This is a genomic window from Paracholeplasma brassicae (assembly GCF_000967915.1).
In the GTDB taxonomy this organism is placed as follows: Bacteria; Bacillota_I; Bacilli_A; order Acholeplasmatales; family UBA5453; genus Paracholeplasma; species Paracholeplasma brassicae.
On record NC_022549.1, the window covers coordinates 1,290,478 to 1,303,985 of the forward strand.

Below are 13,508 nucleotides of genomic sequence, written 5' to 3' on the forward strand. Positions count from 1 at the left end.
CTAATTCACCTATTTCAATTATACCTTATTTGATAAAGAATAAAACAAAAGATCCCTAAGGACCTTTATTGTTAGTTTAAGATATCAATAATTGGTAAATCTGCTGCTGCAAAATCAAAAGCGGCCATTTCTTCTTTTGTTAACCATTTCTGATCTAAATGCTCTGTAGTATCAAGATCTCCCTCAATCACTTCACACTCATAAGCGTGCATCACTAAATTAAACGTATTATACTCATGATTCACTGTAATTAGAAAATCTTTTACCTCAATAATGGTGTTTAACTCTTCTTTTATTTCCCTCTTTAGTGCCTTTGCTTGGGTTTCCCCTTTTTCAATCTTTCCGCCTGGAAACTCCCACTTTCTTGCAAGTTCTCCCTGATCTTTACGTTGTGCACAAAAATACGTGTTATCCTTTTTGATTACCGCTGCGACTACTTCTATTCTTTTTTTCATTTTCTTCACTCTTTTCTATTTTTAATGTCAGTTTTCTATACAAGTCGAAAGGGACTTCGTTTTCTAGTTAAAATTGGAACGTGATCGGGTTATTCCCTTCGTAGTTCAATACTTTTACTTTGCCTAAGTAGATAAAATTCTCACTATAGCCACTTCTAAGACCACCATTTAGTGCGGATTTACGAACCAGTAAATGTAAGTTAAATCCACGCTTAACGTGTTCAATCATGTTTTGACCATCCTCACTCATTTGAGTTGTTCGATTCATTGATTGCCACACTAAAAGAAAATCGTTTGCATCCTTCTAGTGAATTAATTAAATGATGATAGAATGACTTATCACGATCGTTTTTTATAAATTTTATCTGGTTTTGTATTAGATTCATTTGTTCAGACCTCATCTCTTATAAACCATTGTACCTCACAATAATCTATTTAAGACCGAATAATTGATATCTAACAAAATAAAAAACCTAAGCTTTCGCAGAGGTTTATTTGTTATCTTACATTTCCCCAAACAACATATCGGCTACTTTGCTTGAGATAATCATCTCTTTATCATTGACATCAATCTTCAACAAATCTTCAAATGCCATTTTTTCTACCACTTTGATGGTATCACCTAAATTGATTTGGTTTTTATTTAAAAAGGTTAAAAGCTCTTTATGGTCTAACACCCTTATTAATTTAAACGATTCATTCTGATTTAATGACAGTAAGGATAATCTTGCCGGATTTTGTGTCGGGCCTTTGATGCTTGGGATTGGATTACCATGACTACAATGCGTCGGTCTACCCAAGTAATCAAACAGTTTTTCAACCAGTCTTGGTGAGGTTGCGTGTTCTAAACGTTCGGCTTCTTCATGAACGTCTTGCCATAAAAAACCGAGTTTTTCAGTCAAAAAAACTTCCCAGATACGGTGACTTCTAGTCATCCTTATGGCTTGTTCAAGGCCAGTTTCTGTCAGTTTAATTCCTTTATAGGGAATAAAGGTTACTAATCCTTTTTGACTAAGTTTTTTAATCATTTCATTGACGGACTGATCGGTGTAGCCAAACTTAGAGGATAGATCGGAAGTCTTAATGAGCTCAACGTCATTTTCAATCGCAAGTTCGTATATTAACTTAATATAATCTTCTTCTGCGTAATACATAACATACCTTCTTTTCAAGTCTTTTAACTATAGTATACCAATTATTATGAAGTTAATCCAAATCAATTAAGAATTGTTTGTACTTTTGATAGCCATCATCTAAAAAGAACAGATGTCCTTGTTGGTTTATAAAATACCCTTTTTTGATGCCTTCGTTTAAAACACTTAAAAAACGTTTATCACTCCAATTCAGTTCTATTGGTAGTTTCGTCAATTTTGTTCTTGAAGGATTGTCTTGGTGATTATCCAAATGAAGCATTAATGATAACATCAAAAAACGTTTTTTCTTTTGATATTCCTTGTAGCTTCTTGAAATCGCACCGGATTCTTTTTGGAATAACAAGACGAGTAAAAAGCTAACAAGCGTGATTGTTGCTACGACGCCTGAGACATTGATGTCAAGCAAATAGGCAACCATAAATCCAAGGACGGCATTAAAAATAGATACCCCCATCGCTACTAAAACCATTGGCTTAAACTCTTTAGTGATTAATCGTGCGGTGGCCGCTGGTCCAACCATTAAGGCCACAACCAGTATTGATCCTACCGCATCAAACGCACTCACAGCCGTTAATGATACAAGCGTCATCAACAAATAGTGAATCAACACCACTGGAATCCCAATGGTTTTCGCAAATAACTCATCAAATGTAATTAGCTTAATCGATTTGTAATTTCGAATGAAGAATAAGACATTAATCAATGTCACTACGCCCGTGACGTATAACAGTCTGGGTCCTAAGTTGACTTGATTGATCACAAGTTCATCAAAAATGGACAATTCAAGCTTACCTAAAAGCACCGCATCGATGTCTAAATGAATGCCACTGAATTTCGTCGAAACTAAAATGATTGCGACACTAAATAAGAGCGGGAAAACGAGCCCGATCGCAGCATCCTCTTTCGTCTTTGATGACTTTATTAGCGCTTCGGTCAAATAAGTGGTAAATAATCCCATCAGAGTCGCTCCGATGATTAAAAAAGGCGAATTAAGGTCTTTTACAAGCATGTATGCCAACACAATCCCTAAAAGAACCGTATGAGAAATGGAATCAATCATCATAGCGGTTTTCTTAAGAACCAAGTAAACACCTAAAATGGATGTTGAGATTGACGTTAGTATGAGAATGATTAAAATTGAAATGGTCATGATACCCCTCCCATCAATGAGTCAATCAATCGGACGCCTTCTTTACTGACGACATAATCGTCATTTCGTTTGATCACATAGCCTTGTTTTAAGTAAGTCGGACAAGCAAGGACAAAGGGGTGACTATACTCATTGGTTTCATAAAACAAAATGAGTGGCAGATACACTTTAATCTGTTTTTTAAATCTAAAGTCTATATAAATTTCTCTAACAAGTCCATTCTTTGAGAATAACAACATCATCAGGGCTACCGAAGAGGTAATTACCACGATCACAGGGCCTGTTGGTAATCGTTGTCCTAAAAACGTCCCTATGACTGCAGATAAAATCCCAATCATCATGGCTAACACTAAGTTATTTTTAAACTGATTTGATAATAGCCTTGCTGCGATGGCTGGGGCGATTAAGAGCGCACTCATTAAGATAACACCAACCATTTGAATCCCTGAGATGACGACCAAAATAAGCAGAAAGTTGATTAATACCTCGGCTAGTTTTTTTTGATAACCTAAGCTTTGATAGAACACCGGGTCAAAGACATAAAGCTTCATCGGTCGGTAGAATACGACAATCACTAAAATCACGATAAATAAAATCCCATAAAGAACGAAAACATCGGTTTGATTGATTGTTGCTGCTTGGCCAAATATAAACGCATTGAGTCTGGCTTGATTACTTCCTGCTGTATCTCTAATTAGTGATAATAGCACTTGTCCAAACCCAAAAAATGACGATAAGATTAAGGCTAGACTTGTATCATTCTTAATTGGACTATATTTCTTAATAAAGTCAATTAAGATTAACGCAAACACGCTTGCAACAAACGCACCAAACATAAAGACCAAACCACTCGCTTCTTTTGTTATGATGAAAGCCAACACCACACCAGGTAATGCACTATGAGATAACGCATCACTGACCAAACTTTTTTTAGAAAGTGTTAAAAAGACACCTAAGATGCCTGAAATAGCACCAATCATTGCCGTTGCAATCATGACCAATCGAAAGGTATAACTAAACTCAAACATCGATTTTACTCCTTGTTTTAGTGCCTTTAAAGGTCTCTGCAATGTTTTCATTTGTAAATACGTCCTTGACATTCCCATGGGCAATTAGTCTTTTATTGATCAAGATAACCTCATCAAAATATTCACTAACCGTTGATAAGTCATGATGCACAACAAGGACGGTCTTCTTTTCTTGTTTTAATAGTCTTAAAACGTCAATGATTGCTTTTTCAGTTTGATCATCTACGCCTTGAAACGGTTCATCCATTAAGTAAAGTGAGGCGTTCGTAAAAAGCGCTCTTGCTAAAAACACTCTTTGTTGTTGCCCACCAGAAAGCTTGCTAATCTGTCTATTTTCAAACGCCAACATACCCACTTTTTCTAACGCAGCACGTGCCTCGCTAATGTAGGTTTTACTTGGTTTTTGATACCACTTGAGTTCATGATATCGCCCCATGAGCACCACATCTTTTACCGTGGTTGGAAAATCCCAGTCGACGGTATTGCGTTGTGGCACGTACGCGATATTTTTTTTATAGTCTTCGTATGTCTTTCCATCAAAAAACACATGACCCGTTGTTTTTATTACTAGATTAATCATTGCTTTGATTAACGTCGATTTACCAGCCCCATTTGGTCCAACAATCGCAATCAATTGCCCTCTATTTATTGTTAAATCAATATCAAACAGTACGGGTTTGTCTTCATAAGCCACGATTAAATTTTCGATTGTAACGTGTGTTTTCATTTGTCTTTCAACCCCTCAACAATTAAGTCAACGTTTCGTTTAAACGCTTCAATATAGCTTTGATAAACCCCATCACCTAATGAGTCGCTATAAAGTGTCCCACCAATTGATAGTTCATAACCTCTACTCTTTGCCTGGTTAATTAAAGCTTCTACGGTTTTAGAAGACACAGAAAGTTCAACAAAAATCGCTTTTATATTTCTTGAAATGATTAGATTTACCATAGCGTTGATGTCTTCGATTGTGGCCTCTGACTCTGTCGATATCCCTTGTACACCGTGGATTTCAAACCCGTAAGCTTTGCCAAAATAGCCAAAGGCATCGTGTGCCGTAATTAACACACGACTTTCTTCATTGATTAATGACACCTGTTGTTTAATGTATTGATCAAGACTGGCCAGTTTAGTCAAATAGGTATCCAGATTTTTTTCATAGTTTGGCTTGTTTTCCTGATCTATTCTCATGAACTCATTGGCTAGGTTCTCAGCCACAATCATCCAGTTTGAGACATCAAACCAAATGTGAGGGTCAACGTTATCAAACGCGTCTGTCAATAGAGAAATCCCGCGTTCTTCAATACTTTTAGCTGCGTCTAGTCCGTGCTTATCCTGAATAATCGATTCAAGTATTGTCGTCATCTTACCTTCTAAATGTTCGCCATTAAAAAGCACAAAGTCTGCTTTTTTGAGCGCACTCGTGTCACTAGGCTTTGGTGTGTATAAGTGCGGGTCAACCCCAACACCCATGAGCGTCGTAACACTAACGTCCTCACCACCGATTTGTTTTGCCAAATCGCCCAGCATCGTTGTGGTTGCAACCACATTGATTTTACCTTCTTGGTACTCATAGCCCTTCACACAGCCTTGTAAAGCAACGATCGTTAGTATTAAATTGATTAGTATCAAATATCTCTTCATCATGTTCTCCTTATTTTATGGTATACCTTAAAACTATTTTTAGTATATCATTATTTTACAAGCATAATCAAGCTAATATATTTTAATTCTAAATAAGATGTTTAATTAGAATGCGTATTTGTTGTGAAAAGTACAAACGTTTGTCATAATAGAGTCGATCAAATACTTAATGGAGGTATATCAAATGAATATTGAAGTATGGTCTGATTTCGCATGCCCTTTTTGCTACATCGGTAAAAAGCACTTCGAAAAAGCTTTAGAAAAGTTTCCTCACAAAAAAGAGGTTAACCTCACCTATAAAGCCTATCAATTAAACCCAAATGCACCAAAAGAAATGAAGGAAGACGCGTATCATAGTTTTGCTCGTTCACACAACATGAGTGTTGAACAGACAAAAAAACGCTTTGATTTGTTTACACAAACAGCCAAAAGCGTCGGTTTAACATATCGTTATGACTTAATTCAGATGACAAACACACGTGATGCGCATCGTTTAGCCAAGTGGGCAAACACATTTAATCAAGAAGCGAGCCTAACCGAACGCTTCATGCACGCATATTTTACCGAAGGAAAAAACTTGGCAAACCATGAAACGTTATTAGAACTCGTCGAATCACTTGGTTTCGATGTCTTAGAAGCGAAAAACGTGCTTGAATCTGATTTATTTGAAGATGAGGTAAACAATCAAATTCTTGAGGGCAGACAAATTGGCGTTCAAGGTGTCCCCTTCTTCGTCTTAAACCGCAAATATGGTATTTCAGGTGCACAAGATGAGGCATATATCCTTCAAACACTAAACCAACTTTGGCAGGAACAAAATCCAATTCAACCATTAGATAGTCAAAATAGCGGCTCGTGTAAAGCAGACGACTGTGACATCTAAAAAAAGGAAGTCTCAACTTTGAGGCTTCCTTTTTGATTAATTTACAATCCTTAATATTTCTTCAATGAAGAATTTTCTAAACTCTAGATCACTTAATAAGGTATCTTTTTCCTTAGTCTGGTTTTTTGAGATTGAAATAAAAAGAGGCATAGCAAAACTAGAGAACAAAACCATATATCTGGCTTTGATTTGTGTTTGATTGAGCAGTTTTGAGGTTAACCCGACCTCTTGGTAAATGAATCTTGTGAACTCGTTATCACTAAAAAATGTATCGATTAGCAAATTTGAAGATGAAATCTGATAATCCGTAGACAAAAACAAGTAAGAAATAATGCCGATATTCTCTAAGCAATAGGTGTAAATATAGTCGATTATCTCTTCTAATAACTGATGTTTGTTTCGATTTTCACCTTCTTTTAACAAAATTGAGACCACATCATTTTTTAGTACATCAATGGCTTCTTTGGTTATTCGTTCTAATAACGCTTCTTTTGAGCCAAAGTGGTAATTCACACTTGCAATGTTGGTATAGCTAGCACTTGTGATGTCTTTGATTGTCACTTGTCCTTGTTCAATCAACAATCGCTTGGTTGTTTCTAAAATACGTTCTTTGATGTCATTTGCCTTCATTTTTCTCACCTTCCATTTTCAAACGTCATTTCATATCTCATTTATATCATATTTCGGTTAAAATTAAAATGTCTATTTAAAATGTCTATTTGATTTGAAACGAGGTGAACCAAATGAAGTATCAGTTAACCAAAAAAGGTGCTTTTATCACGGTATTTGTAACGTTAGTCCTGGTTGTTTGTTCGCTTTTTTTAATGTCTAACATCAAGATTAACTACGATTTAAGTACTTATTTACCAGAGGATTCGAACACCAAACAAGGTTTAGTCATCCTTGAAGAAAACTTCGCTAATGAAGCGGCCATTCAATTAATGCTAAATCAAGTGACTGCAAGTGACGTCATCAAGCTTAAAACGGATTTGACGAATGTCTCTCATGTCTCATCGGTCGTGTGGTTAGATGATTTTGTAGATTTGAGGGTTGTTCCGATTGAATTCGTTCCTAAAGAGATTAGAGAACAATTTTATAAGGATAACCACGCATTGATCCAAATCACATTTGATTTTGATGGTTATGATATTCGTCTACAAGATAGCATTGATGAAATAAAAACCATTTTAATCAGCAAGGATTTTGACCTCAGAGGGGAAGTACTAACAAACATAGAGGCAAGGAATGTCGCAAGTGGGGAAACCTTTAAAATTTTATTTATCATATTACCCATTTGCTTACTCATTTTACTGATCGCATCAAAAAGCTATCTTGAACCAATTGTGATTTTAATTGCACTTGGTGTAGGTATTTCTCTAAATCAGGGAACCAATGCGTTTTTGCCAAACGTTTCTTACATCACAATGACGATGGCGCTCGCCTTACAACTTGCTATGAGTCTTGATTATGCGCTGTTTTTAATTCACCGATTTTATGAACATCATGAAGCTGGTTCTTCTATAAAAGACGCTATTTCTAGCGCTTTTAAAGAAAGCTTACGTGTCATCAGTGCATCGGCACTAACCACGATCGCCGGTTTTGTTGCTTTATTCTTTATGGACTATAAGATTGGGTTTGACATCGGTTTGGTCTTATCAAAAGGTATTTTTCTATCCTATTTAGCTGTTATCTTAGTTTTACCCGTTCTTCTGTTTTTGTTTGGTGACTTAATAATCAAAACAAAGCACCGCACGTTCTTACCTTCATTTAAACCAATTGGTCAGATGGTTTATCGACTTAGAAAAATACTGCCACTTGTCTTTCTCTTGTTATTCCTTGTGGTTTTCATTTTTTCAAGAAACGTAACCTATCTGTATGGTAATCAAACAAGTAGCCACGCAAAGACAAACCTAGAGCTGCAAGATGAACGTATCACTGAGGTCTTTGGCTACTACAACCCAGTAGTAATCCTTGTTAAAAACCAATCGATTGAAGATGAAATCGAATTAAGTAATCAATTAAGCGAGCTTAAAGGCGTTACCCAAGTACTATCACTCGTTACAAGCGTTGACCCAGCCATCGATCGCAGTTTAATTGACCCAGCCATCAAAGACAATTTTCTTTCACCTGATTATAGTCGATTTATCATTTATACTTCCATCTATAAGGAATCCGATGAACTTTATCAATTCAATGAGTCATTAAAAGACGTGGTTAAAGAGGTCTATGATGATTTTTACTTCGTTGGTCTATCCACATCAATTTACGATATTAAAACATCGGTATCAAATGATCAGACCTTCATCATTCTACTTAGTGCGTTAAGCGTCTTAGTTGTCATCCTGATTTTATTCAAATCCTTTTTAATCCCTATTCTACTTGTTTTAGTCATCGAATTTGCTATTTTTACCAATCTATTTGTCTTATATGTCACTGATACCCCTATTCTATTTATCGGTTATTTAGTCGTTATGTCAATACAATTAGGCGCAACCATCGATTATGCGGTGTTAATTGCTGACCGATATCAATTAGAGCGAAAACATCGAACACCTAAGAATGCGTTTTTAGTCAGTTACCACCAGTCCATACCAACCGTCTTTGTTTCGATGATTATTCTATTTTCTGCTGGGTTGGTTGAAGGGCTATTTTCAGACATTGAATCGATCCAATCGATTGGTCTGTTTCTTGCCAAAGGCACCCTAATCTCATTCTTAAGTGTGCTATTTTTTACGGGTCCACTACTTCTACTTATCACAGAGCACTCACGAAAAAACAAGCAAAGCACTTAACCTGCTTTGCTTGTTTCATATTGATTCATCAGCTCATTCATTTGTATAACATAATTTTCTATATTAAACTTTCTAGTTAACCCTGAGGCGTTCATATACCTTAGCTTACCAAAGACGAATCTTTCTGTCCAAGCGCGATCGTGTTTACCAAAACACCAAGCAACACCGGCGTAAGAATTAGGGTCTCTTCCATCAATAAAATACGAGTTATTTAACTCAAGTATCGTTTGATAAGCTTCTTTGTAGGTAGGCTTCCATTCAATTATTTTTTTTGCCCAGTACATACGCATATAATTGTGCATGTAACCTGTGATTCGCATCTCTGCCATGGCGGCATTAAAATACGGATCGTGTGTTAACCCAAGTTGAAGCTGTTCTTTCGTATATAGAAATTCTCTAGGGTCTTGTTCATGATTTTTCATGGTTTCGTATGCCCAAGGTTCAGTCATTTGTTCAAATGAATCATAGCCTTGATTAAAGGTCACGTAATTAAAGGCAAGCGTCCTTCTAACTACGAGTTGTTCGATGTAGGCATCATAAGGCGTTTGATCGATTTTTCCTTCATTTAAGAGCATGTTTAATTTGTCAATTAATTCTAAAACAGATATTTGGCCAAAATGAAGATACATCGACATCTTAGAGGTCCTGTTTTCAGATGGATCATTTGACTCATGATATCGATTCATACCATTGGTCATAAACCGAAACCACCATTTTTGTGCTTCTACGTACCCGCCTTTGTATATCGGACTACGTTTGATTGATCGATCAATCGACAATGACTGAAGAATTGATTCAATTTCAAAGGGTTGTTTTTTATAGACATCTGTGTAGCTAAATGGTTTATTGACTTCATAAATGCGTTTATAATCTAAATAGGACGGGTATAACTTCATCAATTTCGGTCTAATGGTATATGCCCCATATTCGAGTTTATTAGAAATGCTTTTAATTGGCATGACCATATCGGAATCGATCTCAACAATCATCAAATCAGGGGCTTGATGATTAATTACTTGTTTTACATGATCTCTAATCTCTAGTTGATATTTTTGGTATCCCTTATCAAATACCACATAAAAGGCATCCTCAATTAGTGGTTTGATGCCCTCTTTCGCTGTCGATTGTGCGTAATGAAAACCAATCTTAAAGGTTTCAAGCGTGTTTTTAACCTCACTTAGTCCTTCTAATAAAAACGAAAAATGCCGCTCATTGGCGTTGTAAAAAACGTCGTCAATGAAAAAGCACACCAGCACTTCTAAATCATAGAGATTGGCAACGTGAATCGCATGATTGAGCGCGTGGTTGTAATGCACGCGTTGTGATTGTTGCATCCAATAAAGGACGTACTTTTTGTTTGATTTCTTAACCCCTTGTTGAAGAACCTCTAATCTCTCTTTGTGCATATAATCAACTCCCATATCATTATTCTATCAAAAAAGTCATAAGATATCCTATGACTTTTTACTTCGTTTGTTTTTATACATTTTGATATCGGCTTTGTGAATCACGTCATTGACTAAATCGCCATTGGTTAAACGTTCAATACCGTAGGATATCTCCACATCAAATAAGTAATGATTGATTGCTTTTACTTCACTAATGATACGGTTTAATATTTTTTCTGCAATTTCGATTGGACAGTCTTCAAGGATTAAGACGAATTCATCGCCACCAAATCTGAAGAATAAATCGTTTGCGCGTAATGAATTTTGAATCCTAGATCCAACTTCTCTTAAGACGTCATCACCTAAGACGTGCCCGTAAACGTCATTGATTTGTTTGAGGTTATCCACGTCAATCATAATCAGTGAGGCAAACCATCCTTCTTCTTTTGCTTTTTGATGAAATTCCTTTCGCCATCTTTCAAAATAGGAGCGTGAAAGTGCATAGGTTAAGGAATCATAATCCGCGATTAATCGATACTCATTGGTCTTTTGTGCGGATTTCAACATTGCTTTTTTTACCTTATAAATCGTCATTCCATTGAATATAAAGAAGACCACAAAGACAAATGTAATGATCACTGCCACATTGTAATAAATGCGTTCTAAATGTGGTTTTAACAGCGTTTTATCAATTGAAATCATATAAAACCCGTAAATGTCTTTGATTTGTCCTACTACTAAAATTTTTGAATTTGTTTCATAAACAAGCTTGCCATCCAGTGTATAGTAATCGTATGCTTCTAGGTACTCAGTCACTTCATTTAATGTCGAAAATAGCTCGTAAGAAATCCCTTTTTGATTGTTTTCATCGACATAGATTGACAAATCAAAGTAGTACAGGTCGTGCCCTAAATAAAGACTCTCATGGATGATTGGTTGATAAATGATTAAAAATGTTTTTTCTTCAAACGTGACTAACCAACTTTGTTCGTTAAACGTTTGTTGATAAACAAATTCAAACAATTGAGTCCCTACCTCATCTAATAAAACTTGATTGACTTCTCTTCTTAAGTAACATGCCTCACTAACTAGATAGTTTTGGTTAAAACGAATGGCAAGTTCTTCTTTTAGTTCACTTCTTGTTTTTTCATCGTTCAGATATTCAATGATGCCATGACCATTATGTGAATCACTCGTCATCACATTTGATAATTTGGCTAAATTTTTAATGTAGTGATTAATTGAGGATTCGTAGGCGTCAACACTGATAACAAAATTTTCTTTGTTACTTGTTTCAATTTGACGATCAAGCGGAATGAATAAACCGAAAAACATCATGACAAATAGCATGATGATTAATCCTAAGCCCATCCATTTAATTCGCTTAACTAACGATTCCATGTGACCTCTTACTCAAAGAGAGTTAAAAATACCTCGACCAAATCAGGATCAAACTGTGTCCCCTTACAGCGAATAATCTCATCAAGTGCCTCTTGCTGAGTCATTTTTTTTCGATATGGTCTATCTTCAGTCATTGCATCATACGCATCGATGATGCTCACTATTCTTGATAAAAGCGGTACTTGCCTGCCAATTAATCCTTGAGGGTATCCTTTGCCATCCCATCGTTCGTGATGCGATAAAATACCTTCTGCGATAGAGTGCAGATCAAGTGAAGCCTTTGCAATATCATAACCAATCATTGGATGCTTTTTCATTTCGATCCATTCCGCATCCGTTAATGGTCCTGGTTTTGTAATAATGTGTGTTGGTATACCAACTTTACCTATGTCATGCAGCATGGACAACAAATAGAGATCATCTGTCGTGGATTGCTTCATTTCCATTTTTTTTGCGAACAATAAGGCAAGCTCTGCCATTCGGTTCATGTGATCATCAGTCTCATGAGAATTATTGACCATCATCGCTTTAATCGATGCTAGTCCATCTTTTCCTGAGTGTTTGTGTGCGATGAACTTTCGTCTCATCATGTAGTCTTCTGCTACTTTTATAATTGCATTAATATCTTCTGTTTCATGTTTTTTTATGTTGTATCCAAGACTGACTTGAAGTGTAAAACTTGAATCAAACAATTCGTGTTTTATGCTTTGAAACTTTTCTTGTAATTCTAACATTAGTTTATAGAGGACATCATTTGATGTGTTTGGTGTAATAATTCCAAACTCATCATCGCCAGTTCTTGAAATAACATACCCATAATCTTCATAGGGTCTCAGGATTTCTGATACCGATTGGATGACATAATCCCCCGTTGTTCTACCAAAATTGCTATTGATTTGTTTCATGTCGTTGATGTCACAAATGATGATCCCTAAGGGATAATAATTTAGGTTATCCATCGCTTTTAAAACTTTATCAAAATACGTGCGATTTGAAAGCCCGGTAATGACGTCATAGTAAACTGCCTTTGACTCCTCAACAATCAGGGGGTCACCATAGACCTTTGAAGAAAAATCACATTTGGTTAAGTATACCGCTACATCATCTTTTGAAAAAGGAAAAAAACTAAATGTGAAATGTTCGCCGCTGATGCGAGAATACTTCGTTATCGTATAACCTTTATTTGATGTGTATAAATCATAACTCTCAATAAATCGTTTTTTATCTAGGTTAAACCCCAAATTTACGTCATTAAATTGTTGATTGATAATCTCTCTTTGATCTTTTTTTACTATGTTAGAAAACACTTCATTCACTTCGACAAATAAAAAATCATTCAAACGCCCCAAATCATCATAAACATGTTTAAGATGAACATACCCTATTGGACCATTAAATATCAATGACTTATAATGCTGGTCATTCAAATTGATCCCTCCAACTTATAATCGTTACTATATGCTATTATACTTAAAACGGTCTTGAGATTCAATGAAATATCGATAATTTATATCATTTTCGTTATTTTGCTAAAATCGCTTTCTTAAAATAAATGATGATTAGTTCAAATTATAGATATTTAGAGATTTAATTAGAATAATTATGATATCTTT

At 35.7% G+C, this 13,508-nt stretch carries 13 protein-coding genes; 2 read left to right on the forward strand and 11 right to left on the reverse strand.

Annotated features, from left to right (window positions below):
* Positions 1-71: 71 nt before the first annotated feature.
* From BN853_RS06065 to BN853_RS06095, 7 genes are all read right to left on the reverse strand, one after another.
* On the reverse strand, positions 72-455 hold the full coding sequence (locus BN853_RS06065) for a (deoxy)nucleoside triphosphate pyrophosphohydrolase (protein ID WP_030005075.1): 384 nt from the start codon (positions 453-455) through the stop codon (positions 72-74).
* 67 nt (positions 456-522) lie between these two features.
* Entirely contained in the window at positions 523-735 is a 213-nt protein-coding gene (locus tag BN853_RS06070; protein WP_282430944.1) for a DUF3427 domain-containing protein, read from the reverse strand.
* Positions 736-958: 223 nt separating this feature from the next.
* Positions 959-1,609, reverse strand: coding sequence for a metal-dependent transcriptional regulator (locus tag BN853_RS06075; RefSeq protein ID WP_030005077.1), 651 nt, complete (start codon positions 1,607-1,609; stop codon positions 959-961).
* Between the two features lie 52 nt (positions 1,610-1,661).
* Positions 1,662-2,759: a metal ABC transporter permease gene (locus BN853_RS06080; RefSeq protein ID WP_030005078.1), complete on the reverse strand. Its 1,098-nt coding sequence runs from the start codon at positions 2,757-2,759 to the stop codon at positions 1,662-1,664.
* Entirely contained in the window at positions 2,756-3,787 is a 1,032-nt protein-coding gene (locus BN853_RS06085; protein ID WP_030005079.1) for a metal ABC transporter permease, read from the reverse strand. The genes BN853_RS06080 and BN853_RS06085 overlap by 4 nt, the downstream gene beginning before the upstream one ends.
* Complete coding sequence (locus tag BN853_RS06090) at positions 3,780-4,514, reverse strand: metal ABC transporter ATP-binding protein (RefSeq protein ID WP_030005080.1); 735 nt, start codon at positions 4,512-4,514, stop codon at positions 3,780-3,782. The genes BN853_RS06085 and BN853_RS06090 overlap by 8 nt, the downstream gene beginning before the upstream one ends.
* Positions 4,511-5,431, reverse strand: a complete 921-nt coding sequence (locus tag BN853_RS06095; protein WP_030005081.1) for a metal ABC transporter solute-binding protein, Zn/Mn family — start codon at positions 5,429-5,431, stop codon at positions 4,511-4,513. The genes BN853_RS06090 and BN853_RS06095 overlap by 4 nt, the downstream gene beginning before the upstream one ends.
* Positions 5,432-5,615: 184 nt before the next feature.
* On the opposite strand from BN853_RS06095, the gene BN853_RS06100 reads away from it, so the two are divergent.
* Complete coding sequence (locus tag BN853_RS06100; protein ID WP_030005082.1) at positions 5,616-6,314, forward strand: DsbA family oxidoreductase; 699 nt, start codon at positions 5,616-5,618, stop codon at positions 6,312-6,314.
* A 36-nt stretch (positions 6,315-6,350) separates the two neighbouring features.
* On the opposite strand, the gene BN853_RS06105 is transcribed toward BN853_RS06100, so the two are convergent.
* Positions 6,351-6,944, reverse strand: a complete 594-nt coding sequence (locus BN853_RS06105) for a TetR/AcrR family transcriptional regulator (protein ID WP_030005083.1) — start codon at positions 6,942-6,944, stop codon at positions 6,351-6,353.
* Positions 6,945-7,057: 113 nt separating this feature from the next.
* Here BN853_RS06105 and BN853_RS06110 point away from each other — a divergent pair, with 113 nt between their 5' ends.
* Positions 7,058-9,106, forward strand: coding sequence for an efflux RND transporter permease subunit (locus BN853_RS06110; RefSeq protein ID WP_030005084.1), 2,049 nt, complete (start codon positions 7,058-7,060; stop codon positions 9,104-9,106).
* On the opposite strand, the gene BN853_RS06115 is transcribed toward BN853_RS06110, so the two are convergent.
* Genes BN853_RS06115 through BN853_RS06125 form a run of 3 tightly spaced genes read right to left on the reverse strand, consistent with a single transcriptional unit; the run spans position 9,103 to position 13,322 of the window.
* Positions 9,103-10,512 (reverse strand): deoxyribodipyrimidine photo-lyase, encoded by a 1,410-nt coding sequence (locus BN853_RS06115; RefSeq protein ID WP_030005085.1) that lies wholly within the window; start codon positions 10,510-10,512, stop codon positions 9,103-9,105. The genes BN853_RS06110 and BN853_RS06115 overlap by 4 nt on opposite strands.
* Before the next feature lie 48 nt (positions 10,513-10,560).
* Positions 10,561-11,895, reverse strand: a complete 1,335-nt coding sequence (locus tag BN853_RS06120; protein ID WP_030005086.1) for a GGDEF domain-containing protein — start codon at positions 11,893-11,895, stop codon at positions 10,561-10,563.
* Positions 11,896-11,903: 8 nt separating this feature from the next.
* Positions 11,904-13,322 carry a bifunctional diguanylate cyclase/phosphohydrolase gene (locus BN853_RS06125; RefSeq protein WP_030005087.1) on the reverse strand — a complete coding sequence of 473 codons (1,419 nt, stop codon included), beginning with the start codon at positions 13,320-13,322 and terminating at the stop codon, positions 11,904-11,906.
* Positions 13,323-13,508 lie beyond the last annotated feature (186 nt).